Origin of the sequence: Geomonas limicola (genome assembly GCF_014193675.1) — a bacterium.
GTDB classification, from domain to species: Bacteria; Desulfobacterota; Desulfuromonadia; order Geobacterales; family Geobacteraceae; genus Geomonas; species Geomonas limicola.
Map to the genome: position 1 here is coordinate 135,134 of NZ_BLXZ01000004.1, position 26,577 is coordinate 161,710.

Annotated in this window: 22 protein-coding genes; 8 read left to right on the forward strand and 14 right to left on the reverse strand. The window is 63.0% G+C overall.

Annotation, left to right across the window (positions count from 1 at the left end):
* Nucleotides 1-189 precede the first annotated feature (189 nt).
* Nucleotides 190-369 carry a CsbD family protein gene (locus H7688_RS11055; RefSeq protein WP_183361167.1) on the forward strand — a complete coding sequence of 60 codons (180 nt, stop codon included), beginning with the start codon at nucleotides 190-192 and terminating at the stop codon, nucleotides 367-369.
* Nucleotides 370-593: 224 nt separating this feature from the next.
* Here the strand turns inward: H7688_RS11055 and H7688_RS11060 are convergent, their stop codons facing one another.
* Nucleotides 594-1,067 carry a BON domain-containing protein gene (locus tag H7688_RS11060; protein ID WP_183361169.1) on the reverse strand — a complete coding sequence of 158 codons (474 nt, stop codon included), beginning with the start codon at nucleotides 1,065-1,067 and terminating at the stop codon, nucleotides 594-596.
* Between the two features lie 378 nt (nucleotides 1,068-1,445).
* Between H7688_RS11060 and fdh the strand changes: the two genes are divergently transcribed.
* Genes fdh through nrfD form a run of 3 tightly spaced genes read left to right on the forward strand, consistent with a single transcriptional unit; the run spans nucleotide 1,446 to nucleotide 6,561 of the window.
* Nucleotides 1,446-4,730, forward strand: coding sequence for a formate dehydrogenase (gene fdh, locus H7688_RS11070; protein WP_216631597.1), 3,285 nt, complete (start codon nucleotides 1,446-1,448; stop codon nucleotides 4,728-4,730).
* 2 nt (nucleotides 4,731-4,732) lie between these two features.
* Nucleotides 4,733-5,521: a 4Fe-4S dicluster domain-containing protein gene (locus tag H7688_RS11075; protein WP_183361173.1), complete on the forward strand. Its 789-nt coding sequence runs from the start codon at nucleotides 4,733-4,735 to the stop codon at nucleotides 5,519-5,521.
* Nucleotides 5,518-6,561 (forward strand): NrfD/PsrC family molybdoenzyme membrane anchor subunit, encoded by a 1,044-nt coding sequence (nrfD, locus tag H7688_RS11080; protein WP_183361175.1) that lies wholly within the window; start codon nucleotides 5,518-5,520, stop codon nucleotides 6,559-6,561. The genes H7688_RS11075 and nrfD overlap by 4 nt, the downstream gene beginning before the upstream one ends.
* 8 nt (nucleotides 6,562-6,569) lie before the next feature.
* Here the strand turns inward: nrfD and H7688_RS11085 are convergent, their stop codons facing one another.
* From H7688_RS11085 to H7688_RS11105, 5 genes are all read right to left on the reverse strand, one after another.
* A complete protein-coding gene (locus H7688_RS11085; RefSeq protein WP_183361177.1) occupies nucleotides 6,570-7,478 on the reverse strand; it encodes an alpha/beta fold hydrolase in 909 nt (302 codons plus the stop codon).
* Between the two features lie 140 nt (nucleotides 7,479-7,618).
* The gene (locus H7688_RS11090; protein WP_183361179.1) at nucleotides 7,619-8,596 is read right to left on the reverse strand and encodes a Tim44 domain-containing protein; all 978 of its coding nucleotides are present in this window, start codon (nucleotides 8,594-8,596) and stop codon (nucleotides 7,619-7,621) included.
* A gap of 51 nt (nucleotides 8,597-8,647) precedes the next feature.
* The gene (locus H7688_RS11095) at nucleotides 8,648-8,866 is read right to left on the reverse strand and encodes a ribbon-helix-helix protein, CopG family (protein ID WP_183361181.1); all 219 of its coding nucleotides are present in this window, start codon (nucleotides 8,864-8,866) and stop codon (nucleotides 8,648-8,650) included.
* A gap of 103 nt (nucleotides 8,867-8,969) precedes the next feature.
* A complete protein-coding gene (locus H7688_RS11100; RefSeq protein ID WP_183361183.1) occupies nucleotides 8,970-9,215 on the reverse strand; it encodes a PGPGW domain-containing protein in 246 nt (81 codons plus the stop codon).
* 65 nt (nucleotides 9,216-9,280) lie between these two features.
* A complete protein-coding gene (locus H7688_RS11105; RefSeq protein WP_183361184.1) occupies nucleotides 9,281-10,030 on the reverse strand; it encodes a TerC family protein in 750 nt (249 codons plus the stop codon).
* Between the two features lie 653 nt (nucleotides 10,031-10,683).
* On the opposite strand from H7688_RS11105, the gene H7688_RS11110 reads away from it, so the two are divergent.
* The gene (locus H7688_RS11110) at nucleotides 10,684-11,439 is read left to right on the forward strand and encodes an endonuclease/exonuclease/phosphatase family protein (RefSeq protein ID WP_183361185.1); all 756 of its coding nucleotides are present in this window, start codon (nucleotides 10,684-10,686) and stop codon (nucleotides 11,437-11,439) included.
* Nucleotides 11,440-11,645: 206 nt separating this feature from the next.
* Nucleotides 11,646-11,969, forward strand: coding sequence for a hypothetical protein (locus H7688_RS11115; RefSeq protein WP_246329789.1), 324 nt, complete (start codon nucleotides 11,646-11,648; stop codon nucleotides 11,967-11,969).
* Between the two features lie 119 nt (nucleotides 11,970-12,088).
* Here the strand turns inward: H7688_RS11115 and H7688_RS11120 are convergent, their stop codons facing one another.
* Nucleotides 12,089-13,906, reverse strand: a complete 1,818-nt coding sequence (locus H7688_RS11120; RefSeq protein ID WP_183361187.1) for a KUP/HAK/KT family potassium transporter — start codon at nucleotides 13,904-13,906, stop codon at nucleotides 12,089-12,091.
* 152 nt (nucleotides 13,907-14,058) lie between these two features.
* On the opposite strand from H7688_RS11120, the gene ileS reads away from it, so the two are divergent.
* Together ileS and lspA are read left to right on the forward strand one after the other, a co-directional pair.
* On the forward strand, nucleotides 14,059-16,836 hold the full coding sequence (gene ileS / locus H7688_RS11125) for an isoleucine--tRNA ligase (protein ID WP_183361188.1): 2,778 nt from the start codon (nucleotides 14,059-14,061) through the stop codon (nucleotides 16,834-16,836).
* A gap of 45 nt (nucleotides 16,837-16,881) precedes the next feature.
* Nucleotides 16,882-17,370, forward strand: a complete 489-nt coding sequence (lspA, locus tag H7688_RS11130) for a signal peptidase II (RefSeq protein WP_183361189.1) — start codon at nucleotides 16,882-16,884, stop codon at nucleotides 17,368-17,370.
* A 132-nt stretch (nucleotides 17,371-17,502) separates the two neighbouring features.
* Here lspA and ybgC read toward each other — a convergent pair whose 3' ends face one another.
* From ybgC to H7688_RS11165, 7 genes are all read right to left on the reverse strand, one after another.
* Nucleotides 17,503-17,901 carry a tol-pal system-associated acyl-CoA thioesterase gene (gene ybgC, locus H7688_RS11135; protein ID WP_183361190.1) on the reverse strand — a complete coding sequence of 133 codons (399 nt, stop codon included), beginning with the start codon at nucleotides 17,899-17,901 and terminating at the stop codon, nucleotides 17,503-17,505.
* A complete protein-coding gene (gene glnE, locus H7688_RS11140; protein WP_183361191.1) occupies nucleotides 17,901-21,068 on the reverse strand; it encodes a bifunctional [glutamate--ammonia ligase]-adenylyl-L-tyrosine phosphorylase/[glutamate--ammonia-ligase] adenylyltransferase in 3,168 nt (1,055 codons plus the stop codon). The genes ybgC and glnE overlap by 1 nt, the downstream gene beginning before the upstream one ends.
* Nucleotides 21,065-22,105 carry an S-methyl-5-thioribose-1-phosphate isomerase gene (mtnA, locus tag H7688_RS11145; protein WP_183361192.1) on the reverse strand — a complete coding sequence of 347 codons (1,041 nt, stop codon included), beginning with the start codon at nucleotides 22,103-22,105 and terminating at the stop codon, nucleotides 21,065-21,067. The genes glnE and mtnA overlap by 4 nt, the downstream gene beginning before the upstream one ends.
* 68 nt (nucleotides 22,106-22,173) lie before the next feature.
* A complete protein-coding gene (gatB, locus tag H7688_RS11150) occupies nucleotides 22,174-23,613 on the reverse strand; it encodes an Asp-tRNA(Asn)/Glu-tRNA(Gln) amidotransferase subunit GatB (protein ID WP_183361193.1) in 1,440 nt (479 codons plus the stop codon).
* A gap of 144 nt (nucleotides 23,614-23,757) precedes the next feature.
* Nucleotides 23,758-25,215, reverse strand: coding sequence for an Asp-tRNA(Asn)/Glu-tRNA(Gln) amidotransferase subunit GatA (gene gatA, locus H7688_RS11155; RefSeq protein WP_183361194.1), 1,458 nt, complete (start codon nucleotides 25,213-25,215; stop codon nucleotides 23,758-23,760).
* 213 nt (nucleotides 25,216-25,428) lie between these two features.
* A complete protein-coding gene (gene gatC / locus H7688_RS11160; protein WP_183353984.1) occupies nucleotides 25,429-25,716 on the reverse strand; it encodes an Asp-tRNA(Asn)/Glu-tRNA(Gln) amidotransferase subunit GatC in 288 nt (95 codons plus the stop codon).
* An 85-nt stretch (nucleotides 25,717-25,801) separates the two neighbouring features.
* Nucleotides 25,802-26,572 (reverse strand): fibronectin type III domain-containing protein, encoded by a 771-nt coding sequence (locus H7688_RS11165; protein ID WP_183361195.1) that lies wholly within the window; start codon nucleotides 26,570-26,572, stop codon nucleotides 25,802-25,804.
* Between the last annotated feature and the right edge of the window lie 5 nt (nucleotides 26,573-26,577).

Consider the following 26,577-nt stretch of genomic DNA (forward strand, 5'->3'; position numbering starts at 1 on the left):
AGGATCTGTTGCAGGCAATGGTAGTAGTGATGCTGTAGGAATTTTAGTGCTGCTGATTCATAAGTTGTACTAGAACCTTGGCAGGTTAAGCCGTGAATGAAAGCACATTTTTATATTGATATAGCATAGGCTAAAACATACAATATAAATGTAGCTGGCATATTACTCCTTAATCCGGAGGTATAACTCATGAGAGACAGCACTAAAGACAAAGTTGAAGGTAAATTTCACGAAGTAAAAGGCAAAGTAAAAGAGTCCACCGGTAAAGCAATCAACAACCCGAAAGTGGCAATAGAAGGACATAGCGAAAAAGTAGCAGGAAAAATCCAGAAAAAAGTTGGAGATACAGAAAAGGTTCTGGAAAAATAGTGTCACAGCAATTGCACACTACTGACAAAAACAAGCCGTTTCTCACAAGGAGGCGGCTTGTTTTGTTTTACCTTCGAGAACCATACTCTCCAGCTGAAAGCTGATAGAGGGGGCTGATAGAGGGGGCTGATAGAGGGGGCTGATAGAGGGGGCTGATAGAGGGGGCTGATAGAGGGGGCGTGTTCATTGACCAAGCAGCACCGCCTGGTTCCTGCCGTTCCCGGCTATTTCTCCTGTTCTTTATTCGAGGTGTCTGACTTTTTCTCCGAGTTCTTTTCTTTGCCGGATTTTTTCTCTTTCTTGTGAGCGATTTCCAGTTCGTTTTTCACGTTCCCTTGGCCGGCCACCCCGGTTGCCGCTTTCTCCACTGCCTGCTTCTCTTTTTCGCTGCGCACCGGCCCCTTGAGGGTGACTGCGCCGCCGCGGGTGATGATCTTCACGTTGTGGGCGTACTGGGAAAGCGATTTGTCTTTAACGATGGCCTGCCGGATCTGCTGGGTTATCTTGCGATCTGCCGGAGTCTCAGCCTGCTGGTCCGCCGTCATTTCCTGGGAGTGCTGCTTGTTCTGCCTGGTGTTGTCGGCGGCACCGCTCGTCGTGTCGGACGTGCTCTTCTTACTTTCCGTCGCCTGTGCGGGTACCGACAGACCGAGGGTCGCCGCCAGGGCGAGCGCCAGCAACAGGTAGTTCGTCTTCATCGATTGCCTCCTTTTGGTGCAGGCGCCTCTTGCCGGTCAGGGCGCTGCGCCTGCTTAATATGGTTAAAGAACATTAATCGTACTTCTTCATTTGTCAACTGCCCCGCCTCGCTGAATCTCTTTATTTTTCTGTGTCTGCCGCAAAGCACCGTTTTACCCCATCCCCCCATGAGAACCTGACCGCAGAGTCACCACCGCCAGTAATGTCATCACGTTACCCCCCGATCGAAATCATGAGTTTTGACATAAAGGTGAAGTTGGGTAGCATTGGTGTTTGTTAATAGAACGCACTCTTATTCCTCGTACGCGGGTGCTCAGCTCTCTCATGGGCGGACGGTGCTGGACCTGCCGGTGCGGGTGCGGCACCAAGGAGGTGGTATGGCAGCGGACAGCTCGAAAATACCGGCCTGGCCGGCATGGCGGCAACTGGCGAACGGTGATCCGGTGGGGCTGGGGGCGTCGGCGTTTTCCCCGCGCAGCCGCGCCTTAAAGGCACGCATCAACGAGGCGGACCGGGCGGTCGGCTCCGTCTGCCCCTACTGCGGTGTAGGGTGCGGTCAGCAGGTGTACGTGAAGGACGGGAAGATCCTCGACATCGAGGGAGACTACGACTCCCCGATCTCGCGCGGCTGTCTCTGCCCCAAGGGGGCCGCCACCATGCAGTTGGTTACCGGAACCCACCGCGTCAAGACGGTCCTCTACCGTCGCCCCTACGGCACCAGGTGGGAGGAGATCCCGCTGGAGCGCGCCCTGGACCTGGTGGCGCGTCGGGTCCAAAAGACCCGCGATGACACCTGGGAGGACCAGCACGAGAAGGGGCATCCGCTGCGACGCACCCTGGGGATCGCCAGCCTGGGCGGGGCAACCCTGGACAACGAGGAGAACTACCTGATCAAGAAGCTCTTCTCGAGCCTGGGAGTGGTCCAGGTGGAAAACCAGGCGCGCATCTGACACTCCTCCACGGTCCCCGGTCTGGGGATCTCGTTCGGCCGCGGCGGCGCTACCACCTTCCAGCAGGACCTGCAGTTCAGCGACTGCATCGTCATACAGGGCTCCAATATGGCGGAGTGCCATCCGGTCGGTTTCCAGTGGGTCATGGAGGCCAAACGGCGCGGTGCGACCATCATCCACATCGACCCCCGTTTCACCCGCACCAGCGCGGTCTCCGACATCCACGTCCCGATCCGGGCCGGCAGTGACATCGCCTTTTTGGGGGCACTGGTCAACTACATCATCTCCAACGACTGCTGGTTCAGGGAGTACGTGGTCAACTACACCAATGCGTCAGCCCTCATCTCCGAGGATTTCCAGGACACCGAGGACCTGGACGGCCTCTTCAGCGGCTGGGACCCGGAAAAGGGGCAGTACGATCCCAAGAGCTGGCAGTACCGCGGCGTCGAGGTCTCCCCGGCTGCCGGCCACCGCGAGATGTTCTCCGGAGAGCCGCGCTCCGAGCGGGGCGCGAGCATCACCGCCGAGGAGCATGATCCCACCCTGACTGACCCGAAGTGCGTGTTCCAGATCGTGAAACGGCACTACGCGCGCTACACCCCCGAGGTGGTGCAGCAGGCCTGCGGCATCGCCCCCGATCTCTTCCTTAAAGTTGCCAGGGCCCTGTGCGACAACTCCGGGCTCGAGCGAACCAGCGCCTTTTGCTACGCGGTCGGCTGGACCCAGCACACCGTCGGGGTCCAGTTCATCAGGACCGCGGCCATCGTGCAGCTCCTTTTGGGGAACATCGGGCGCCCCGGCGGCGGCATCATGGCCCTGCGCGGCCACTCCTCCATCCAGGGCTCCACCGATATCCCGACTCTCTACAACATGCTGCCGGGCTACCTCCCCATGCCCAAGGCCTCCTACGACACGGACCTCGAAAAGTACATCGAGTACAACAGGTCGGCCAGCGGCTGGTGGAGCGAGTTTCCCAAGTACATCGTCTCGCTCCTGAAGGCCTGGTACGGCAACAACGCGAGCGCCGTCAACGACTACTGCTACAACTACCTGCCGCACATAAGCGGCGACCACTCGCACATGGTCACCGTGGCGGCCATGGCCGACGGCTTCGTGAAGGGGTACTTCGTACTGGGCGAGAACCCGGCGGTCGGGTCGATGAACGCCTCGCTGCAACGCAAGGGGCTCCGAAAGCTGGAGTGGCTCGTAGTGCGCGACTTCGCACCGACCGAGACCGCGGAGTTCTGGCGCTCGGCCCCCGAGGTGGTGGCAGGCGACGTGAAGCCCGAGGAGATCGCCACCGAGGTGTTCTTCTTCCCCTGCGCGGCCCACACCGAAAAGGACGGCAGCTTCACCAATACGCAGAGGCTTTTACAGTGGCACCACAAGGCGATCGAGCCGCCGGGGGATTGCCGCAGCGAGCTGCACTTCGTCTACCACCTGGGCAAGCGTTTGAAGGAGCTCTACCGGGACTCCCCGGACTCGAAGGATCACCCGATCCGCGATCTGGCCTGGAACTACCGGGAAATCGGGGAGATCCAGGAACCCGATGCCGAAGAGGTGCTGGCGGAGATCAACGGTCACTCGCTGCCAGACGAAAAACCGCTTTCCGCCTACACCGAGCTGAACGAGGACGGCAGCACCGCCTGCGGTTGCTGGATCTACTGTGGTTGCCGCAAGGACGGCGTGAACCAGACGGCGCGCCGCACGCCGAAAGACGAGCAGGACTGGGTGGCGCTGGAGTGGGGCTGGGCTTGGCCCGCCAACCGGCGCATGCTCTACAACCGCGCCTCAGCCGACCCGGAAGGGAAACCCTGGTCGCAGCGCAAGAAGTACGTCTGGTGGGATCCGGAACAGAAGAAGTGGACCGGCTACGACAACCCGGACTGCATCGCCACGCGCCCTCCGGAGTACCGGCCGCCCGAAGGGGCCCAGGGGATCGACACCCTCTCGGGCATCGATCCCTTCATCATGCAGGCCGAAGGGAAGGGGTGGCTCTACGACCCGAGTGGCCTTCTGGACGGCCCGCTCCCCACCCACTACGAACCGCAGGAGTCGGTGCTGAAAAACCCGCTCTACGGGCAGCAGTGCAACCCGGCACGCCTCGAGTGGGTGCGCCGCGACAACCCGTACCACAAGGCCTGGGGCGACCCGCGCTATCCTTTCATCGCCACCACCTACCGGGTCACCGAACACCATACCGCAGGGGGGATGAGTCGCTGGCTCCCCTGGCTCAACGAACTGCAGCCGGAGATGTTCGTCGAGGTCTCGCCGGAACTCGCGGGGCTGCGCGGGCTGGAGAACGGCGGCTGGGCCACGGTGAGCACCATCCGCGGCGAGATCGAAGCGCGCGTCTTGGTGACCGAGCGCCTGCAGCCCTTGGTAGTGCAGGGACAGGTCATGCACCAGGTCGGGATCCCCTACCACTGGAGCTACGTGGGGCGCAGTACTGGAGACGCCGCTAACGAGCTCACCGCCTTCGTCGCCGATCCCAACGTGAGCATCGAGGAGTCGAAGGCCTTCTCGGTGCAGATCGTTGCCGGGCGTCGGGCGAGCCGCCGGCGCGCCGGTGCCGTGGGGCCGCTTGCCGCGCCGGAACCGGGCCAGGAGGACGGAGGGGAACCAAGCCGCGACCTCCCCGAGGTGCGCACCAAGAAACCGGCGACCCACGGCGAGCGCTCCGGGCGCCAGCAACAGACCGAGGAGGCGTGATCATGGAACCACACGGCTTTTTCACCGACACCTCGGTCTGCATCGGCTGCAAGGCCTGCGAGGTCGCCTGCAAACAGTGGAACCAGCTCCCCGCCGATGGGGCCTACTTCAGCGGCCGCTCCTACGACAACACCATGCACCTGGAGTCGACCACCTGGCGCCACGTGGCCTTTCTGGAGCGCAGCCGGCAGCTCTCGGGGCAGACCACGGCACGCCCCTTTTCCTGGCTCTTTCTCTCCGACGTCTGCAAGCACTGCAACCGGGCCGGCTGTCTGGAGGCCTGTCCCACCGGGGCCCTGGTGCGCACCGAGTTCGCCAGCGTCTACCTGCAACCCGACGTCTGTAACGGCTGTGGTTACTGCGTGGTGGCCTGCCCCTTCGGGGTGATCAACCGCCGGGAGGACGACGGGAGGGCCTGGAAGTGCACCCTGTGCTACGATCGACAGAAGGTCGGGCTGGAGCCGGCCTGCGCCAAGACCTGCCCCACCGATTCGATCTTCTTCGGGCCGGTCGGGGAGCTCCAGGTCCGGGCCCAGGCGCGCCTTTTGGAGCTGCACCGTAAAGGGGTGCACGAGGCGAGGCTCTACGGCATGACAGAGCTGGACCAGCCGGGGACCGAAGGGCTCAACGCCTTTTTCCTGCTCCTCGATCGGCCCGAGGCCTACAACCTGCCGCCCGAGCCCCGGGTGCCGACCAAGGAGGTGGGGAGGGCCTGGGGGATGATGGGACTCGCCGCGGCGGGAATGGTGGCGGCGGCCATTGCCGCGGTCAGGGCGGGAGGTGAGAAATGATCGGACTTTTTACGAAGCAACAGGCGACGGCTGAGCGCGAACTCGATCCGCAGCTGGCTCACCTGACCGGCGAGGCCGCCAAGCTGCACGTCAAACACCCCGCAGCCCAGCAGGGGGTGCCGCCGATCCCGCTCTGGCAAAAGGTCCCCTCGCAGCCCGGCGAAGCGGCCCACCAGGATTACTACCGTCTGCCGCTTTTGAAGGAGCCGGTCTGGATCTGGTCCGTCCCGGCCTACTTCTACCTGGGTGGCGTGGCGGGGGGGAGTGCACTCCTGGCGACACTGGCGCACGGCAAGCGCGGGCTTAAAAAGCTCGCCTCGCTCTGCCGCGGGCTCGCCTTTGCCGGGACCACGGTCGGGCCGGCGCTTCTTACCTACGACCTGGGGAGGATGGGGCGTTTTCTCAACATGCTCCGGGTGTTTCGGCCCAGTTCCCCCATGAGCGTCGGCTCCTGGTCCCTGGCGGGGTCTGGTGCGCTCGCGACCCTGGCGCTCATCCAGGGGGACCGCCCCGCGGCCAAGCCGACCACGCGGGCCTTGGCGGGTGGTGGGCTGGTGGTTTCCGGCTATACCGGGGTGCTCCTCGGCAACAGCGCGAACCCGCTCTGGCAGGGGACCCGGCTTACCCTGCCGCTGCTCTTTACGGCGTCGGCCATCGCAAGCACCTCGGCACTCCTGGAGCTCTTCACGCTGAACCGGCAGGAGGAACGGGTGGTGCGGCGTTTCGGCACCATCGGCAAGATCGCCGAGGCGGGGAGTATGGCACTTTTCGAGTTGGAGGCGGCGCAAAATCCGGAGGCGGCCCGGGCACTCAACCGCAGCAAGGCGGGGGTTCTCTGGAACGGGGCGAAGGGGTTTCTGGTGGCGGGGATCGCGGTAAGCCTGTTGCCGGGGCACTCGGTCGGCAAGAGGCGTGCGGCCGGAACGCTCACCACCATCGGGGCGCTCTGCCTGCGCTTCGGGCTTTTGGAGGCGGGGAAAGAGGCGGTGCGCGATCCCCAGGCGGTGATCAAGGCGCAGCGCAAGGGGGACGGTCGGTAAGAGGATCGTTACTCGAAAAGCTCTGCCCCCGCCAGTTCCGCCCCCACCGTCTTCGGCACGTCCTTGTCAGTCCCCATCCTCAAAAACTGCTCGATGACCAGGTAGGTCTCTAGCGCCTTCTCCTCCTGCGGATTGTGGCCACAGGCCTCGAGGACCACCAGGCGCGCCCCGGGTACGGCCTGCGCCAGACGCTCCCCCTGCGACAAGGGCACGATCAGGTCGTGCCTCCCCCACAAAAGAAGCATCGGGGTGTCGATCTCCCCGTACCTTTCTGGGATGCTCGCCACGTCCGGCGGTACCAGCTGCCGGCAGGTCGCCACCAGGGCCTGGCGGGACGCCCGGTCCTGATAGCAGGGGGCATAGCGCTCGATGTGCTCCCGATCTACCAGGTGCTGGTCGTAGTAGGCGGCCTTCAGTCCGACCTTGACCCAGGCGGTGGGGGCGTAGAGGTTGATGAAGAACGGTCCGACCAGGGGGTAGCGGAAGACCCGTGCGATCAGGGGGAGACCCTGCAGGTAGCCGGGACCCGCCAGGACCACCACCTTGCGGAGCAGGTGCTGCCGCCTCTGTTCCTTGGCGAGGAGGGTGGCGAGAAGCACCACCGCTCCGCCCAGCGAATGGCCGACGACGCTGGCCTGCCTAAGGCCTAACCGTTCCAGGAACTCGAGCAACCGGTGCGCGTGCCCCCGGATCGAGTAGTCGGCCTCGGCTGGTTTGGCCGACTCGCCCGAACCGAGCAGGTCGACGAGGTAGATGGTGTAGCTGTCGGGGGAGAAGAGCGGGACCAGGTCGGTCCAGCACTGGGAGCGGGAGGCCAAACCGTGCAAGAGGACCAGCGCGCGGGGACCGTGCCCGGCCACGCGGTAGCGCAGGATTTCCTTGCCGGAGAGGTTGCAGGTAAAAAGAGGGTTATCCATGCGGTCAGTGTAGCAGAAACAAAAAGGTTTTAAGAGAGGTGCCTGGCCCTGGAGGGCACGGAGGTTCCCGAAGCAGGCAGGTAAATAGCCTCCTCCGTGTCCTCCGTGCCTCCGTGGCGCATGCTGTTAGAATCCGGTTGCTACTTCTGCTGGATGGCCGACAGGCGCCAGGGGTTGTTGCCCACCGGGCGCGTGAAGGTCCAGTACTCCTCGAACTTCACCGGCTCGGTCTTGCTGCCCGAGACCACGTTGCCGGCCTCATCGGTGGTGTAGTCGAGCAGGTTCGCGTGGATGAGCGCGGTGACGTAGTCCTGGCCGGACTCCTGCCACACCTCGGCGAGTTCCACCTTGCGCACCGCTATGTTCTCCAGGCGGTTCACCTGGCGCTCGCGCACCAGGCGGCTCACGTCTTCCTGCAGGATGCCGCGCATCTCCTCGGTGAGCAGGCCAGCCGCAGGTGCCAGGTCGCGATTCATCCAGGCCCCCTGGATCTTGAAGAAGAGATCCATGGCATTATCGCCGAAGCGCTGCTCATCGAAGTACGGGTCCATCTGGCGCAGGTGGGAGATGCCGGTTTCCAGGTCGTGAGCTGTTGGGCTCTCGACCTGCTGGTAGGACCCCTGCGGCAGGGTGAGGTCCTGGTACCCCTGCTGGTAACCGCCCGGCTGGTAGCCCGTCTGGCTGTAGGTCGCTTGGGTGGCCGGTTCCCTGCGGCTCTTCACGAACCGGTAGATCAGGTAGCCGATGCCGGCCAACAGGACGATCTCGAAGAGGCCGATGCCGCCGCCACCCATGCCGCCCATGCCGCCGGCCATCCCCATGCTCCTGAAGAGCATGCCGCCCAGCATGCCGCCTACCAGGCCACCGGCCATGCTCCGTAAAAATCCGCCGGTGGCGGGCTGCTGGAAGCTGTTGGGAGTGGGTGCGGCCTGCTGGCGCATCTGGCTTGGCTGGGTGTACGGGGTCGAGGTCGCCGGCCGCGAGTAGCTGCGGGTGCCGCGGCTCCCCATGGAGCGGCTCGAGCCGGCACGTGCCTCGGCGTTCAGCTCCATGACGGTTACGCTCATCATGAGGACCGCGGCAAGGATTGCGAAAAGTCTGGCTGCCTTGTTTTTCATCGTTTAGCTCCTTAAAGATCGGTTGTTTTCTGAAATGGTCGCCGGCGCCACTTACGGCTCCAGGCAGATCCCCTTGCGGGTGGTGAGCCAGAAGCTCAGGGCCTCGCGCACCACGTCCGAGAGGTTCGTATGGGTGGCCTCGCTGATCCGGTCCAGCACCCGCTTCTCCTGGTCGCTGATGCGCAGCGACACCACGTTGTTGAGCCCCTTGCGCTCCTTTTTCCTGACGGTTCTCCTGGTCGGCACGAGTGCCAGATGTTGGTACTGCATATGTCTGCCTCCTTGAATGCATGTGAAACCGTTGCCCTCGGGCAACTTCTTAAGGGACTTAAGCCCCGTTGCAAACCGGGTTTCGGTGGCCCGCTGCCGCCTGCTACCGGTCCGAATTCGATTTTTCTTTTCCCTGCTTCCAACTCTCCAGGCGGGTCCGCAGCACCTCCAGCAGCTTGCGGGCCCAGAGAAACTCGCTTGCCAGGATGGCGAGCCCCACCGGGATCACCAGGAAAGCCGGTCCCGGCAGGACCACCAGTGCAATCCCGATCAGCAGCACGGTACCGCCCACGATGGCGACCACGGCCCGCTTGGCCTGTCCCAGCGTTCCTTTCATCAGTCGTAGCATGATTCCCTCCCGCCCTTGTCGACCGTCGCGGGGGACTCACCTGCATGGCTGGACCGTCGTGGCCCCTACTCCTTACCCGGTACGACCAGGTGCGGCTCGTGAAGCTTGACGGGCTGGCCGCGGCGCATGCGCAGGTTCAGCATCTCGACCATGACCGAGAAGGCCATGGCGAAGTAGAGGTACCCCTTGGGGATGTGCATGTCGAGCCCGTCGCCGATGAGCGCCACCCCGATCAACAGCAGAAAGCTCAAGGCCAGCATCTTCAGGGTCGGGTGCTGCTCTACGAAGGCGCTGATCCTGCCGGAGAAGAGCATCATGAAGGCGACCGCGATGACTACCGCGGCGACCATCACCGCAAGATGGTTGGCCATCCCCAGCGCCGTAATGATCGAGTCGAGCGAGAACACCACGTCCAGCAGGAGGATCTGGATGATGACGGCTGCGAAGCCGGCGCGGCCGCCGGTCGTTACCAGGGGATCCCCCCCCTCGAGCTTCTCGTGGATCTCGTGGGTACTCTTCCAGATCAGGAAAAGGCCGCCGGAAAGAAGGATCAGGTCCCGGCCGGAGATCTCGTTGCCCAGCGCCGTGAAGAGCGGCGCGGTAAGTCCCATGAGCCAGCTCAAGGAGAAAAGCAGTGCCACCCTGATGAACATCGCCAGTCCCAGGCCGAGCAGCCGGGCCTTTTCCCGCTGCTCTACGGGCAGTTTCCCGGCCTGGATGGATATGAAGATGATGTTGTCGATGCCGAGCACGATCTCGAGCGCGCTCAAGGTCACCAGTGCCAGCCAAACCTGCGGATCCGAAAGCCATGTCATGGGTTCAAACCTCCAGAGTGATCAATAGCGATCACTGTAATAGATATCAAGGTGGACGCAAGGTCCCAGGTGCTGGAGCCGGAGCCCGGTCTGGTGCGGTGCGGGACGTGCCTCGATGCCAAAAGGCAACGGCAAGCCGCACGTCAGGTGGCAGTTGCCAAACCAGGCAGGCAGGAGCGCGAACCGCTGGTGGAGGCTCCTGCCCCAGGGCGCTTTACGGTAACGACGGGATTGGTTCCGAACAGAAGAAGAGGGGGTGCTGGCGGGTTTTTGCATGGCATTACCTCCGACTGTCCAGTGCCCGGTGGCCCTGGTTTTTGCGCCGAAGGTAATAAAAAAAGACCATTACCCTTGGCACGATTGCCTGGATAAAGGTCTTGTTGACAGATGATTCTGCCCCGGGTCCGGGTCTTGCGACCGTATTGACGAAGTCCGGGTCGGCCTTTTCTCTGGCCGATAACTACTCCCCTTTAGAAGTTATGCCAAAAATAATGGCTTGCCTCTTCGTTGTCAAGGGGAAAACGCACATGAAGGCGAGAAGGTAGCCGGTCTCATGGCAAATTTCCGAAAGCAGGAGGTATAATCTCCTTATCCGCCCGGCAGTTGGCGGTCTTTTAATCCGGTTCCACTTTTTCTCATGGGAAGGTTGTCTCATGGACCACAGCGACTGCTCGTTCACCATCATGACGTACAACGTGCACCGGCTGATCGGCAACGACCGGCACACCTCTGCGCTGCGCATCGCGCAGGTGATTGAGGAACACCAGCCGGACATCGTGGCACTTCAGGAGTTGCCGGGTGGCCGCTACCGCCCCGAGGTGGGGGGGACCGCCCAGGACCTGGCGCGGGAGCTCGCGGAACTCGAGTCGGTGCAGGGACTCTGCTTCATGGAGCGCGAGCGTAACGGCAACGTCACCTTCAGCCGGTTCCCGATGCGCCTTATCCGTGCCGGCGGGCTGCATCCCGAGACCCGGCGGCGCTCCATCGTGCCGCGCGGCGCGCTGTGGGTGGAGATCGAGCTCTGCGACAGGCGGCTGCAGCTCATCAACACCCACCTGGGACTCACCCCGCCGGAGCGCTCCTCGCAGGTGAAGGTCCTCTGTGGTCCGGAATGGCTGGGGGATCCCGAGTGCCAACATCCGGTGGTCCTGTGCGGCGATTTCAACACCCTCCCCAGTTCGGCGCTGCACCAGAAGTTGAAAGACGCCCTCTACGACGAGCAGGAAAGGCTCCGGCTCGGGCATACGCAATGGACCTTCCCCAGCCACTATCCGGTGGTGCGTTTCGACCACCTGTTCGTCTCTCCGGACCTCACCGTGGAGAGCCTGCACATCCCCCGGACCAAGCTCACCAAGGTGGCCTCGGACCACCTGCCGCTGGTGGTAAGGCTGCGTTTTTCCACACCTTGAAAGACGTGTGTCGGCATAGGCTTACCGGCCGCCTGGGGGCTCTCCGGCCTGGTGCCTCGGACGGCCTCCGACACGCTCCGATTGCTTGCAGTTACGCTAAATATTGCTAAAGTTGGTGCCGTATTTGCCGACGAGTGAAGTGATCGGTTTGGTAGCCTCCCGTGACGGGAACAATGGAGAGAGCAGCTATGAGTGAATATACGGAAATGCCGAAGGATATGGAGGTCGTGGAGATGATCCTGGAGCGGGTGTTGCAGAACACCGGTGCGCTCCTGGAGATCTGCCTGGTGAAGCACGGTAGACAGTACGAGGCTGCCCTGTTTATCGAGAAGAAGTACAAGCCAGGCCCCCCCTTGCCGCGTCCCCTGGAGGCTCCGGCCGGACAGGCCACCCACTGGATGGGTGTGCGCCCCAAGGTCGGCCTGAGCGAGGAGGAGACCGACAAGATCCTCTACGAGGTGAACGGCTTGAACGCCCTGCACCGCATCCAGATGAAGGACGACTGGGGGCACCTGCTGGATACCGTCTAACATCCCACGGAGTTTCCTGCGGGTGCATTCGGTTGCACCTGCCGCGTCAGGCAAAAAAAGAGGCCGCTTCCCTCAGGGGGGCGGCCTCTTCGTGTTGACGGCGCTTACCTTGCGGCCCCCTACATCTCGACCCGGGTGAGAACCCCCTGCAGCTTGCTGGCGGGGAGCTTGTTGAACTGCACGAAGTTCGGGGTGAGCTTCTTGATGGTCGAGAAGACGCTCCAGACCGGGTTGTTGGTGGCGATGTCCTCCACGCCGTAGAAGATGACCTTCTCGACGATCCCGTTTTTCTTCAAGAGCCCCTCGATGTCGATCACCTCCATGTACCCCGCGAAGATCTCGAAGGAGTCCAGTCCCGGACCGCGCCCGGTGGTCAGCTTGGAGCTGATGCCGAACGGCTCGTCGGTCCTCATGATGGAGATGAACACGTTGCGCTCATAGATGATGTTCGAGCGGATCATGCAGTGCACCACGTAGGGGGGCACCACGTTCCACTCGCGGGTGAAGAACAGTCCGGTGCCGGGGATGTTTTTCGCCTTGGCGTAGATCTGCTCGTAGGAGAGCAGGAACGTCTCGGCGTCCAGCGGTCGCAAGGCGCGGTACAGGGCGCGCTGTCCCTTGGTCCAGATCAGGATGGTGCCGAAGGGGACGCCGGCCAGGATGAGCGACCAGTAGCCGCCGTGCGGCAGTTTGTTCAGGTTCGCGATCAGGAAGACGAAATCCACCAGGGTGATGAGCGCCGCGATGGGAGCTTTCCACTTCTTGGTGGTGTTGGCGAAGATGATGGTCATCATGATGCCGGTGATCGACATGGTCCCGGTCACCGCGAGGCCGTAGGCCGCCGCCAGGTTCTCGGACTTCTGGAACAACAGCATGATGAAGATGACCAGGATCATCAGGAACCAGTTCACGCTTCCGATGTAGATCTGCGACTTCAGGTGGCTCGAGGTGTAGTCCACCTTCATAAGCGGCATGATCCGGGTGGTGATCCCCTGGTAGACGATGGAGAACACCCCGCTGATCAGGGCCTGTGAGGCGATGACGGTGGCAAGCACGGTGAGTATCAGGAACGGGATATACAGGAACGGGGACTGGCTCTGCACCATGCCGAACAGGGTGTTCTTGGTGTCGGGATGGGCCATCAGGAAGACCCCCTGGCCCAGGTAGTTGACGATGAGCGCGGCAAAGACGAAATACCAGGCCCTGAGGATCGGCTTTCTCCCCAGGTGTCCCATGTCCGCGTAGAGCGCCTCACCGCCGGTGGCGCACAGGATCACCTCGGAAAGGACGAAGAAGCCGGACCAGCCGTTTTCCAGGAAGAACTTGATGGCGTACCAGGGCGAGATGGCGCGGATGATGCCGGGATCGTGGATGATCTCGACTGCGCCCGAGAGCGAGAGCGCGGCGAACCAGAGCACCATCAACGGTCCGAAGGCACGGGCCACCTTGTCGGTTCCCTTGAACTGGAACACGAACAGGGTAACCGCGATGACCGCCGCGAAGAGGATCAAGAGGTTCTGGGGAAGGTTCGCGCAGGCCGGGATCAGCACCAGACCTTCGACCGCGGAGAGGATGGAGATGGCGGGTGTGATGACGCCGTCGCCCAAAAGCAGTGAAACCCCGATGAAGGAGAGGAAACTCACCACCCCGAGGTAGCGCCCCCCCTTCAACAGGCGCACCAGGATCTCCTTCAGAACGATGGTCCCCCCTTCGCCCTTGCGCCCAAGGCTCATGGCGAGCCAGGCGTACTCCACGGTGACCAGGATGAACAGGGTCCAGACGATGAGCGACAGGATGCCGTAGATGTTGTCCTGGGTCGGCTTGGTGATGGCGAAGATAACGGTGAGGGTATATATGGGGCTGGTTCCGATGTCGCCGAAGACCAATCCCATGGACTTGACGATACCGCCCCAGAAGGAATCCACCTGTTTACTCATGGCTTTAAGGCCCTCCCAATTAACAGCGCCCTTATAGCATCTGGCCTCGGTGAATACAACTGAAAATACCCGTTTAAGCTTGACATTACAAAGGTTTCCTTGTAGTTTTAGGCGTTTCTCTCAAGCATTAACAGACAGCGGAGGCCGCTATAATGGATTACAAGGATACGCTCAACCTGCCCCAGACCAATTTCCCGATGAAGGGAAATCTTCCCCAGCGCGAACCCGAGATGCTGAAGCAGTGGGAGGAATCCAACCTCTACGGCAAGATCGAAGAGGCTGGCAAGGGAAGGCCGCGCTACATCCTGCACGACGGACCTCCCTACGCAAACGGTCACATCCACATCGGCCACGCACTCAACAAGATCCTCAAGGACATCGTCCTCAAAAACAAGCGGATGAGCGGCTTCGCGGCCCCGTACGTGCCGGGGTGGGACTGCCACGGTCTCCCCATCGAACTGCAGGTCGAGAAGAACCTGGGCTCCAAGAAGCACGAGATCTCCAAACTGGAGATGCGCAAGCTCTGCCGCGAGTACGCCCACAAGTTCGTTGCCATCCAGCGCGCCGAGTTCGAGCGCCTGGGTATCCTCGGCGAGTGGGATGATCCGTACCTGACGCTCGCCAACAGCTACGAGGGGGCGATCGCCCGCGAACTGGCCCGCTTCGCCGAAAACGGCGGCCTCTACAAGGGAAAGAAGCCGGTGCACTGGTGCTCCTCCTGCGGCACCGCGCTCGCCGAGGCCGAGGTCGAGTACGCCGACCACAAGTCCCCGTCCATCTTCGTGAAGTTCGCCATGAAGGATGACCTGGGCGCCTTGATCCCGGCTCTTGCCGGCAAGAAGGCTTCCGTGGTGATCTGGACCACCACCCCCTGGACCCTGCCGGCGAACCTTGCCGTCGCGCTGCACCCGGAACTCGAGTACGTCGGGCTCGAGGTGAACGGCGAGGTGCTCATCGTCGCCGACGGCCTGAAAGAGAGCTTCCTCTCGCAGATCGGCGCCGAAGGGAAGCTGGTCGCCACCTTCTCCTCGAAGCTTTTGGAGCGCAAACTGGCCCGTCACCCCTTCCTGGACCAGGATTCGGTGATCCTTTTGGGTGAGCACGTCACCCTGGAAGCCGGCACCGGCGCGGTTCACACCGCCCCCGGCCACGGCCAGGAAGACTACGAGCTGGGGCTCAAGGAAGGGCTCGAGATCTACAACCCGGTCGACAACCGCGGCCGTTTCTTCGAGAACATCCCCTTCTTCGCCGGCCAGTTCGTCTTCGACGCCAACAAGAACGTGATCGAGAAACTGATCGAGGTGGGCGCGCTTTTGAAGACCGCCGAGATCTCGCACTCCTACCCGCACTGCTGGCGTTGCAAGAAGCCGATCATCTTCCGGGCCACCGAGCAGTGGTTCATCTCCATGGAGAAGAACGGGCTGCGCGAAAGGGCTCTGGCCGAGATCAACAACGTCGCCTGGATTCCCAAGTGGGGCCGCGAGCGCATCTACGGCATGATCGAGAACCGTCCCGACTGGTGCGTCTCGCGCCAGCGCTCCTGGGGCGTTCCCATCACCGCCTTCTACTGCAAATCCTGTGGCGAGGTCCTGGCCGACGGCAAGATCATGCACCACGTGGCCGACCTCTTCACCGAGCACAGCTCGGACATCTGGTACGACTGGGAAGCCGCCAAGTTCCTGCCGGAAGGGACCATCTGCAAGGCCTGCGGCAAGGGTGAGTTCGACAAGGAGATGGACATCCTCGACGTCTGGTTCGACTCCGGCGTCTCCCACGCGGCCGTCCTCGAGTTGCGCGACAACCTGGAAAGCCCGGCGGACATGTACCTCGAGGGGAGCGACCAGCATCGTGGCTGGTTCCACTCCTCGCTGCTCGCCTCGGTCGGTACCCGCGGCCGCGCCCCCTACAAGAGCGTGCTCACCCACGGCTTCGTCATGGACGGCGCCGGGCGCAAGATGAGCAAGTCGGTGGGGAACGTGGTGGCGCCCGAAGATGTCATCAAGAAGTTCGGCGCCGACGTGCTGCGCCTTTGGGTCGCGGCACAGGACTACCGTGACGACCTGAGGATCTCCCAGGAGATCCTGACCCGGCTCTCCGAGAGCTACCGCCGCATCCGGAACACCTTCCGCTACATCCTGGGGAACATCCACGACTTCGATCCGGCCACCGACCTGGTGCCGGTGAAGGAGATGCCCGAGATCGACCGCTGGGCCATGCACCAGCTGGAGCTTTTGAAAGAGAAGGTGCTCACCGCCTACAACGAGAGCGAGTTCCACATCCTCTACCACGCGGTGAACGGCTTCTGCACCGTCGAGATGAGCGCCTTCTACCTCGACATCCTGAAAGACCGGGTCTACACCTCGAAGGGGAGCTCCCTGGCCCGCCGCAGCGCGCAGACCGTCATGTACACCATCCTGGACAACCTGGTGCGCATGGTGGCGCCGGTACTCTCCTTCACTGCCGACGAGGTCTGGGCGGAGCTTCCGGGCAAGCGCGAGGCGAGCGTGCACACGGCACTCTTCCCGGCGCTCACCCCCGAGTGCAAGGACGCTCCCCTCGAAGGACGTTGGGAGAAGATGATCAAGGTGCGTGGCGAGGTTTCCAAGGCTCTGGAACTGGCGCGCGTGAAGAAGGTGATCGGTCACTCGCTGGACGCCGCCGTGGCCATCAAGGCAAGCGGCGAGACCGCGGATCTCCTGAAGGAATTCGTAGGCGAACTGGCCAGCATCTTCATCGTTTCCAAGGCCGAACTGGTCGAGGAACTTTCCGGCGAGGATGTCTACCGTTCGGAAGGTGGCGAGGCGCTGGAGGTCGTGGTTACTGCGGCTCCCGGCGAGAAGTGCGAGCGCTGCTGGTGCTACGACGAGACCATCGGCCAGAACACCGAGCACCCGACGCTCTGTCCGAAGTGCCTGGCGGCGGTTGAATAAGGGCTCGGGCCTCAATTTCAGAACAAGGAAATGGAAACGACCTTAATGGCTTTCAGATATCGGATACTGCTCATCGTCTCGCTGTTGGTGCTGGTCGCGGACCAGGCGAGCAAGATATTCATCGATCGCAGCATGATGCTGCACAGTTCGATCCCGGTCATCCCGAATTTCTTCAGCATCACCTATCTGCGTAACAGGGGTGCGGCGTTCGGGATCCTGGCCAACTCCGCGTACCGCCTGCCGTTCTTCCTGCTGGTTTCCGCCGTTGCCATCTGCGTCATCGTAGTGGTGATCAAGAAGCTGCGCGAGGATCAGAAGCTGGCGGCGGTGTCCCTGTCGCTCATCTTCTCCGGTGCCCTGGGGAACGTGATCGACCGGATCCGGCTGGGCGAGGTGATCGACTTCCTTGATGCCCACTGGTACAACCACCACTGGCCCGCCTTCAACATCGCCGACTCCGCGATCTGCGTCGGGGTGTTCCTGCTGGCGATCGACATGTACCTCGAGGAGAAACGGGCCAAGGGGAAGCAGTAGGAAAGACATTTACGCGCCTTGCGCTGCTGGAATAGCAAAAAGGGGATGCCCGTGAAGAGCATCCCCTTTCTCATTTGTGCGTTACCGAACCATTAACCCTTCGCCCTCCGGGAGAGGGGACAAGAAAACCACTCACTCCGCCACGGTCTGCGAAGCGAGCAGCTCCCGCAATTCCACCGGCAGCCTCCTGGCGCGCATCCCTTCCCCAACGCAGGCGAGCGTCACCTTGGCATCCACCAAAAGCTTGTGGTCCGCCTTCCGGAACACCTTCTGCCCCAACACGAAGCTTGTGTTCTTCACCGTGAAAACCACCGTCTCCACATCCAGCAGGTCGTCCAGCCTGGCGGGTGCCCGGTAGTTGATCTCGATGGCCACTACGGGAAAGATGATCCCGGCATCGTGCATCTCCTGCACGGACAGGCCGTAGCCGCGCAGGTACTCGCTGCGGGCACGCTCCAGGTAGCGCAGGTAGTTGGCGTGGTACACCACCCCGCCGGCATCGGTATCTTCGTAATAGATGCGCACGTCCATCAGTTTGTTTCCTCCTGGACCAGCACCTTGTGGTACACGGCGCGCACCGCCGAGGTGACCCGCTCGTAGTCGGCCATCAGCACCTCGCCTGGGTTCTTCAAAAGTGGGTCGTAGCCCAGACGGCGCGCCAGCTTGTTCAGGTAGTGCAATGGCCCGCCCAGGTCGTTCATCGAGTTGTCGTGAATGAGCCGCAGCCGGTTCTCGAGACGGCGCAGAAACCGGTACCCTTCGCCAAGTGGTGCGAAATCCTCGTCCGTGACGATCCCCTGCCGGTGCATCGCATCGAGGGCCGCCAGCGTGGTGCAGTTGCGGATATCAACATGCTCGCAACCGTGGCAGAGCTGCAGGTACTGCACGGTGAACTCGACGTCCACCATGCCGCCGCGCCCGGTCTTGATGTTGTAGCTTCCCGTGGTCTCCTTGGCGAGCTCGTTCTCCATGCGCATGCGCAGCCGGTGGATTTCCTTGCGCACCGAGTCGTCGGCCCCGCCGCCGTAGACCGTCCCCTCGACGACGTGCCCGATCGCCGCCCGTAGCGCAGGGGTTCCGTAGATGACGCGGGCCTTGGTGAGCGCCTGGCGCTCCCAGATCTGCGCTTCACTGCCATGGTAGTTCTGGAAGGATTCCAGCGAGGTGACCAGGGGGCCGGCGTTCCCGGAGGGGCGCAGCCGGGTGTCGATCTTGTACACGAACCCCTCGCGGGTCTGGGTGGTGAGGATCATGATGATCTTCTGCCCCAATTTGGCGAAGTACTCCCGGTTGGTGATGCTCTTCTCGCCGTCCGTCATCCCCTGGCCGTCGTAGATGTAGATGATGTCCAGGTCCGAGTGGTAGTTGAGCTCGTGCCCGCCCAGTTTCCCCATCCCCAATATGGCGAAGGAGGCTTCACGGCTCGTGCCGTCTTCTCCCTGCACCCGCGGCTTGCCGAAACGCGCCAGCTCCTGGGTAGCCAGGCGGCAGGCGGCGGAGAGGCAGACCTCGGCCAGGTGGGTGAGCTGCAGCGCCACCTCGGGCTGGGCCATCTTGCCGTGGATGTCGTTCATGCCGATGCGCAGGAACTCCTCGTTGCGGTAGCGGCGCATGGCGTCCAGCTGTTCCTCGAAATCGGCCGCCTGGGTGAGCAGGGAGTCGAGCTCGGCGGCCATGGCGTCGCGCTCCTTCTGCAAAAAGGCGTAGCCGCGGGTGATCATGCTGTCCAGCAGCTCCGGGTGCCCGATCAGGATCTTGGAGAGGAACTCGGACATGCCGAACATCGAGGTGAGCAGCTTCAGGATGTCGCGGTTCTCGGCCAACAGCGCGTAGAGCGAGGAGCGGGTGCGCAGGCTGGTGAGGAAGCGCTCCAGGTTGGCGAGCGCCAGGTCGGGGTCCGGTGCGGCGAAGACCTCCTGCAGGAAGAGCGGTGCGATCTTCTCGAGGAGCCGCCGGCCGCGCTCGGTGAGGTTCAGCTTGGGCGGCCCGTCGCGCAGGATGACCAGGTTGTCGTAGCCGACGTCCACGTTCTCGAAGCGCCGCTCGGCGAGCATGTCCTTGATGAGGTCGGGATCGGCCTTCGGGTCGAAGAAGAAGTAGATCTCCGACGCTACCTCCTCCTTGATCCGCTCGTCGCGCGACAGGAAAAGATCGCCGTAGATGGCGGAGACGCTGGCGCGGTGTGCCTCGAGTGCCTCGGCGAAGCGCTCGGGACCGTCCTGCCGCAAGAAGCCGCAGCGCCGGGCCAGCGCGCGCATCTCGTCCTCTTTGCGGGGGAGAGAGTGGGTCTGGCGCTCCTGAACTACCTGGATGCGGTGCTCGACGGTGCGCAGGAACCGGTAGGCCTCGGCGAGCGAGGTGCAGTCGGCCTCCTTGACGATGCGCGAGTCGCGCAGGGTGGCCAGCGCCTTCAGGGAGTTCTTCTCGCGGAGCTTGGGATTTTTCCCGGCATAGACCAGCTGCAGTGCCTGGATGAAGAACTCGATCTCCCGGATGCCGCCGCGCCCGAGCTTGATGTTGATCTCGCCTTCCTGGGAGCGAGCCAGCGAGGCGTCGATCTTCTTCTTCATCGACATCATGTCCTCGATCAGGTTGTAGTCGAGGTAGCGCCGGTAGATGAAGGGATCGAGAGCTGCCAGGATCCGCTCGCCCAGCTCCAGGGAGCCGGCAACCGGCCGCGCCTTGAGCATCGCGGAACGCTCCCAGGACTGCCCCCAGGACTCGTAGTAGACCTCGGCAGAGCGCATGGAGCAGGCGAGGTCGCCCCCCTTGCCGTCGGGCCTAAGCCCCATGTCGACGCGGAAGACGAAGCCGTCCGCGGTGACCTGCGAGATGGCGCGGCTCACCATCTCGGCGAGTTTCACGAAGAAGGCGTGCAGCGAGATGATCCCCTTCATCCCGCCGCGGCCGTCGGCGATACCGGTAGTTTCGCCGTTGTCCGAGGAGTAGAAGTAGATGAGGTCGATGTCGGAGGAGAAGTTGAGCTCGCGCCCGCCCAGTTTCCCCATCCCCATGATGGTGAACTCGGCTTCCAGGGTGCCGTCTGCGCCGCGCTCCATCGGGATGCCGTGCTCCATGACCAGGTCGCGCCGGGCAGCCTCGTAGGCGATCTGCAGGGTGGCGGAGGCGAGGGCGGCCAGTTCGGCGGTGACCTCCTCGAGAGTGGCGAGGCCGTTCAGGTCGCGGGCGGCGATGCGCAGGATCTCGGCATACTTGAACCGGCGCAGCAGGGGGAAGACGTCCTGGTAGCCGGCATCGGCCGGGACCTGGCTGCGCAGGGCGTCCAGCATCTCGCTCTCGCTGCGCGACCGCATGATGTCGCGAACCAGCAAAAGGCGCGGCAGGTAGCTGGAATCCTTGCAGATGATGTTGGTGAGGAACGGGGAGGAGCCGCAGATGTTCATCAACTGCGCGACTCGCGAGTGCTTGGAGAGAATCTCGAGGAAAGCGTTACGCTCGGCGACCTGGCCGATCCGCTCGATGCCGTTCAAGGCCATGTCGGGGAGCGGGGCGGCCAGGGAGGCCAGCGCCAGTTCGCTAACCTGCTCGGGAGGGATGAGCTCCGCGAGCAGGCGCAGGTTTTCGGTAGATCGGGAACCGTAGCTGAAACCGTTTTGTTCCAGCAGTTCGGGGAGACCGACACAGCCCTCTTTCAGGCAGGCCAGCAGCGTACTGGCGAAGTCGGCCAGGGGGTTCATTGCCCCACCAACGCCTTCAGTCCCTGCTCGTAGTCGCCGCGGACCACCCCTTTTTCGGTGATGATCCCGGTGATGTAGCGGGCGGGGGTGACGTCGAAGGCCGGGTTGCGGACCTTGACTCCTTCCGGAGCGATGGCGACCCCCTGGATCTTGGTGACCTCGGTGGGGGTACGCTCCTCGATGGGGATCTCTTCGCCGCTGGAGAGTTTCAGGTCCAGCGTGGAGATGGGCGCCGCGACGTAGAACGGGATGCGGTTCTCCTTGGCGAGGACGGCGACGCTGTAGGTGCCGATCTTGTTGGCGGTGTCGCCGTTGGCGGCGATGCGGTCGGCGCCGACCACGCAGCAGTCGATCTCGCCGTTACGCATGAGCCAGCCGGCCATGTTGTCCGAGATAAGGGTGACCGGGATCGAGTCCTTCATGAGCTCCCAGGCGGTAAGACGGGCGCCCTGCAGCCAGGGGCGGGTCTCGTCGGCGACGACCTTGATACCCTTGCCGGCTTCATGAGCGGCGCGGATCACGCCGAGTGCGGTGCCGTACCCCGCGGTGGCGAGGCCGCCGGCGTTGCAGTGGGTGAGGATGGTGGCCCCTTCCTTGATGAGGGCCGCGCCGTGCCTGCCGATTTCGCGGCAGATCTTCAGGTCCTCGGCCTCGATGCTGATCGCTTCGGCCTTGAGCAGCTCGCGGATCGAGTTGAGGTTCAGGTCGCGGTGCTGCTGCGCCACACGCTTCATGCGCTCCAGCGCCCAGAAGAGGTTTACCGCGGTGGGGCGGGTGCGCCCCAGGACGTCGCAGACGTTTTCCAGCTGGCGGTAGAACGATTCGAAGGTGTCGGCGATGATGTCCCGGGCGCCCAGGGCGACCCCCATGGCGGCGGCGACGCCGATGGCCGGGGCCCCCCTGATGATCATGCCGCGGATCGCCTCGGCGACACCCTGGAAATCGGTGTACTCGTTGTAGACCTCCTCGGCGGGGAGCCGGGTCTGGTCGATCATGATCACCTTGTTGTCGCGCCACTCGATGGTTCTGAAAGACATTGCGTAGTTACCTCAGGTGCAGCAGGTTTGTAGAGTTCTTCGTCGGGCCGATCGGACCGATTGGGGCATTACCCCTGAAGCTTCTTGAGCAAAAGCTCGTTGACGACGCCCGGGTTGGCCTTGCCCTTGGAGGCCTTCATCACCTGCCCCACGAAGAAGCCGAAGAGCTTGTCCTTGCCGCTGCGGTACTCGGCAACCTGGCCTGCCTCGCGCGCCAGCACCTCGTCGATGATCGCCTCGATGGCGCTGGTGTCGGAAACCTGCACCAGACCCTTCTCGGCCACGATCTCCTCGGGCTTTTTGCCGGTCTTGTACATCTCGTCGAAGACGGTCTTGGCGATCTTGCCGGAGATGGTCCCTTTTTCGACCAGCTTCAAGAGCTCGGCGAGCTGTGCCGGCGAGACCGGCGACTCGGTGACCTCCTTGCCGTCGTCGTTGAGGGCACGGGTCAGCTCCCCCATCACCCAGTTGGAGACCGTTTTCGCCTGCGGGAAGAGCCCCAGGGTCTCCTCGAAGTACTCGGCCAGCTCGCGGCTCGCGGTCAGCACCTCGACGTCGTACTCGGGGAGCCCCAGGTCTGCGGTGAAGCGGGCCCGCTTGGCGTCCGGAAGCTCGGGGAGGCTCTCACGCACCTGGTCGATCCAGGCCTGGTCGACGATCACGGGGACGAGGTCCGGATCCGGGAAGTAACGGTAATCGTGGGCTTCTTCCTTGCCGCGCATCGAACGGGTGGTGCCGGTGTTGGGATCGAACAGGCGGGTCTCCTGGACCACCTTGCCACCGTCGTCCAGGATCTCGGCCTGGCGCTCCATCTCGTACTCGATCGCCTGCTTGATGAAGCGGAAGGAGTTGATGTTCTTAAGCTCCGCGCGGGTACCGAAGACGCTGGAACCGACCGGCATGAGCGAGACGTTGGCGTCGCAGCGGAAGCTCCCTTCCTCGAGGTTGCCGTCGCAGATCCCCAGGTAGCGCACGATCTCGTGCAGCTTCTTCAGGTAAGCGATCGCCTCGTCGGGGGAGCGCATGTCGGGCTCCGAGACCACCTCGAGAAGCGGGGTGCAGGCGCGGTTCAGGTCGACGCAGGAATCGTCGCCGATGCCGGCCACGTCGGCGTGCACCAGCTTGCCGGCGTCCTCTTCCATGTGGATGCGGGTGATGCCGATCCGCTTCTTGACGCCGTCCACCTCGATGTCCAGGTGGCCGTTCAGGCAGATGGGGAGGTCGAACTGGCTGATCTGGTACCCCTTGGGGAGGTCCGGGTAGAAGTAGTTCTTGCGGGCGAAGATCGAGCGGGGCGCGATGGAGCAGTTGGTGGCGAGACCGGCGCGGATGGCGTAGTCCACCACCTTCTGGTTCAGGACCGGCAGCGCTCCCGGAAAGCCCAGGCAGACCGGGCAGGTCTGCGAGTTGGGGGAGGAACCGAAGCGGGTCGAGCAGCCGCAGAAGATCTTGGTGTTGGTGGTGAGCTGGGTGTGCACCTCAAGCCCGATGACAACCTGATATTTCATAGATGAACTCCAGGAGTTAAATGCAAAAGCTACTAAAGCACTCACCACAGGGGGGACAGAGGGTCACAGAGGAAAACCAAAAAACAGAAGTCATCTTTTGCCTTTCCTCTGTGTACCTTGTGCGCCTCTGTGGTCAGGGCTTTTTTACAGTGCCGGCTTCTTCTTGTGCCAGTCGGTCTCGCGCTCGAAAGCGTACGCCGCGTTCAGGATCGACTGCTCGCCGAAAGGACGCCCAACGAGCTGCAGCCCGATGGGGAGCCCGGCTGCCGAGAGCCCGGCGGGAATCGACATGCCGCAGGTGCCGGCCAGGTTCACCGGAATCGTGAAGATGTCGGAGAGGTACATCTGCAAGGGATCCGCCAGTTTCTCGCCGATCTTGAAGGCCGGGGTCGGCGCAACCGGGGTCAAGAGCACGTCCACGTCCTCGAACGCCTTCAGGAAGTCCTGCATGATCAGGGTGCGCACCTTCTGGGCCTTCAGGTAGTAGGCGTCGTAGTACCCGGAGGAGAGTGCGTAGGTTCCCAGCATGATGCGGCGCTTCACCTCGGAGCCGAACCCCTCGGCGCGGCTCTTGGCGAACATCTCGGTAAGGCCGCGGGCGGCCTCGCTGCGGTGACCGAAACGGACCCCTTCGTAGCGCGCCAGGTTGGAGCTCGCCTCGGCGGTAGCGATCAGGTAGTAGGTGGCCACGGCGTACTCGGTGTGCGGCAGGCTCACCTCGCGGATCTCGGCCCCCAGCGCACGGTAGAGCTCGATCGCGCGGTCCAGGGCCTTTTTCACGTCCGGATCGAGACCCTCGATGAAGTACTCCTTGGGAAGGCCGATCTTCAGCCCCTTCACGCCGCCCTCCAGCCCCGCCAGGTAGTCCGGCACCGGGGTGTTCACCGAGGTGGAGTCCATCGGGTCGTAGCCGGCCACCGCACCCAGCATGATGGCGGCGTCTTTCACGTCGCGGGTCAGGGGACCTACCTGGTCCAGCGAGGATGCGTAGGCGATGACGCCGTAACGGGATACCCGGCCGTAGGTCGGTTTCAAGCCGACGCAGCCGCAGTGCGAAGCGGGCTGGCGGATCGAGCCGCCGGTATCGGTACCGAGGGTCGCCATCGCTTCCTGGGCCGCGATGGCGGCAGACGAGCCGCCTGACGAGCCGCCCGGGATGTACTCGAGGTTCCAGGGGTTGCGGGTCGTGCCGAAGTAGCTCGACTCCGAGGAAGAACCCATGGCGAACTCGTCCTGGTTCAGCTTGCCCAGGATGACGGCGCCGCGCTCCTTGAGGCGAGCCACCGCGGTGCCGTCGTAGGGGGGGACGAAGTTGTGCAGGATCTTCGAGCCGCAGGTGGTGCGGATACCCTTGGTGACGAAGATGTCCTTGAGTCCGACCGGGATGCCGGTCAGCAGGTCGATCTCGCCCTGGGCGATGCGGCGGTCGGCCGCTTCGGCTTCCTTCAGCGCCTCCTCGGGAGTCACCGTGATGTAGGCGTTAACCCGCTCCTCCACCGCGTCGATGCGGGTCAGCAGGGCCTTGGTCGCCTCGACGCTGGAAAGTTCCTTCGCCTTCAGTTTCTCGTGCAGTTCGTGTATGGTCAGCTCGAAAATTTCCATTGATAACACTCCGGAAAGATAGCAGTTCTTGCGATCGTCGCCCCCGGAATAAGGGGGAATTTACCCCCCACCCCCCGGGAGAGGGGCAGGGGGGAGGGCGGTGCCACGAAGCGAGGCTGTCGGTCCGGCCGGCCCCCTCACCCCGACCCTCTCCCAAAGGCGAGGGGGAGTTAGCACGGGTGCGTGACGAGCCGGTGCAAACCCAGGCAGCCGCTACTCGATCACCTTCGGCACCCTGAAGAAGCTCTCGGCGTGCTTCGGGGCGTTGGCGACGGCGTTTTCCACGCCGATGGAATCCTTAAGGGTGTCCTCCCGGAAGGCGTTTTCCATGGGAACCGCGTGGGAGGTCGGGACGATGCCGTCGGTGTTCAAGGTGTTCAGCTTGTCGACGTAGGCGAGGATGCCGTCCATCTGGACGGTGAAGGTGTCCAGCTCGGACTCGGAGAGCTCCAGTCGGGCGAGCCGGGCTACGTGCTCCACTTCAGCTCTGGTGATCTTCATGCAGGCTCCAAGAACGCAAAGCGTCCTGATAATTAAACTAGATAGCGATATCTATCATGAAAGGCTGGAAAAGGCAAGGTGAGGGCTAGTCCCGCTCCTGCAGGGTTCCGTCGGCAAGGTTGGAAGAGGCACTCTCCACGGTCTCGCCGTTGGGAAGCTCTGCTACGGTGCGGACCGAGTAGCTGTAACGAACGCCGATCAGCGGGGTCTTGTCCTCGTAGATATTGGCGTTGACCGGTGCCGCGTTGAGCAGGTTCGTCGGCAGCCCTTTGCCGGCCTCGGCACGGTAGATGTTGTAGCCGGCGAGCTTGCCATTTTCGGGGGGAATGGCCACGAACGAGAGCACCACCGCGCTCGGTGACGCCGCCGCCTCGAGGACCGGGGGGAGGGGAGGTGTGACCACCGTCCGGCGGGCCCGGTTCGAGTCGCGGCTCTCGCTCCCTTCGGCGCTTACGGAGCGGATCTTGTACTGGTAGGTCTGGTCTGCCTTCAGGTCGTAGTCGTCGAAGAGGTAGCGGCTTCCGGAGCGGGTGACGTCCTTCAGGTAATCGAGCCCGACCCGGGCGCGTTCGCTGTAGGCCTCGGGGCAGGTGTCGCAATCCTGGCCTGCGGGGAGCACCACCCGGCGGAACAGGATGAACCCGGCCAGGTCCTTGAGGCGCGAGCCACCCTCCTCTTTCGTGGGAGCCGACCAGCTTACCTGGAGGAAGTTGCCGCGCTGGGTAGCTGCGAGGTCGGTAACGGGAGCCGGGACCAGCGCCTCGGGGCGGATCAGGGCCCCGCGCTTGCCGCAGCCGGCCAGGGCAAGGAACAGGCAGAAAAGGAGTGGGAGTACGCTCTTGCGGGTAAGTGTCATGATAA

Coding starts and splice junctions, on each gene's coding strand:
- H7688_RS11055 (WP_183361167.1), top strand. CDS start 190: ATGAGAGACAGCACTAAAGACAAAGTTGAAGGTAAATTTCACGAAGTA.
- H7688_RS11060 (WP_183361169.1), bottom strand. CDS start 1,067: ATGAAGACGAACTACCTGTTGCTGGCGCTCGCCCTGGCGGCGACCCTC.
- H7688_RS11075 (WP_183361173.1), top strand. CDS start 4,733: ATGGAACCACACGGCTTTTTCACCGACACCTCGGTCTGCATCGGCTGC.
- nrfD (WP_183361175.1), top strand. CDS start 5,518: ATGATCGGACTTTTTACGAAGCAACAGGCGACGGCTGAGCGCGAACTC.
- H7688_RS11085 (WP_183361177.1), bottom strand. CDS start 7,478: ATGGATAACCCTCTTTTTACCTGCAACCTCTCCGGCAAGGAAATCCTG.
- H7688_RS11090 (WP_183361179.1), bottom strand. CDS start 8,596: ATGAAAAACAAGGCAGCCAGACTTTTCGCAATCCTTGCCGCGGTCCTC.
- H7688_RS11095 (WP_183361181.1), bottom strand. CDS start 8,866: ATGCAGTACCAACATCTGGCACTCGTGCCGACCAGGAGAACCGTCAGG.
- H7688_RS11100 (WP_183361183.1), bottom strand. CDS start 9,215: ATGCTACGACTGATGAAAGGAACGCTGGGACAGGCCAAGCGGGCCGTG.
- H7688_RS11105 (WP_183361184.1), bottom strand. CDS start 10,030: ATGACATGGCTTTCGGATCCGCAGGTTTGGCTGGCACTGGTGACCTTG.
- H7688_RS11110 (WP_183361185.1), top strand. CDS start 10,684: ATGGACCACAGCGACTGCTCGTTCACCATCATGACGTACAACGTGCAC.
- H7688_RS11115 (WP_246329789.1), top strand. CDS start 11,646: ATGCCGAAGGATATGGAGGTCGTGGAGATGATCCTGGAGCGGGTGTTG.
- H7688_RS11120 (WP_183361187.1), bottom strand. CDS start 13,906: ATGAGTAAACAGGTGGATTCCTTCTGGGGCGGTATCGTCAAGTCCATG.
- ileS (WP_183361188.1), top strand. CDS start 14,059: ATGGATTACAAGGATACGCTCAACCTGCCCCAGACCAATTTCCCGATG.
- lspA (WP_183361189.1), top strand. CDS start 16,882: ATGGCTTTCAGATATCGGATACTGCTCATCGTCTCGCTGTTGGTGCTG.
- ybgC (WP_183361190.1), bottom strand. CDS start 17,901: ATGGACGTGCGCATCTATTACGAAGATACCGATGCCGGCGGGGTGGTG.
- glnE (WP_183361191.1), bottom strand. CDS start 21,068: ATGAACCCCCTGGCCGACTTCGCCAGTACGCTGCTGGCCTGCCTGAAA.
- mtnA (WP_183361192.1), bottom strand. CDS start 22,105: ATGTCTTTCAGAACCATCGAGTGGCGCGACAACAAGGTGATCATGATC.
- gatB (WP_183361193.1), bottom strand. CDS start 23,613: ATGAAATATCAGGTTGTCATCGGGCTTGAGGTGCACACCCAGCTCACC.
- gatA (WP_183361194.1), bottom strand. CDS start 25,215: ATGGAAATTTTCGAGCTGACCATACACGAACTGCACGAGAAACTGAAG.
- gatC (WP_183353984.1), bottom strand. CDS start 25,716: ATGAAGATCACCAGAGCTGAAGTGGAGCACGTAGCCCGGCTCGCCCGA.
- H7688_RS11165 (WP_183361195.1), bottom strand. CDS start 26,572: ATGACACTTACCCGCAAGAGCGTACTCCCACTCCTTTTCTGCCTGTTC.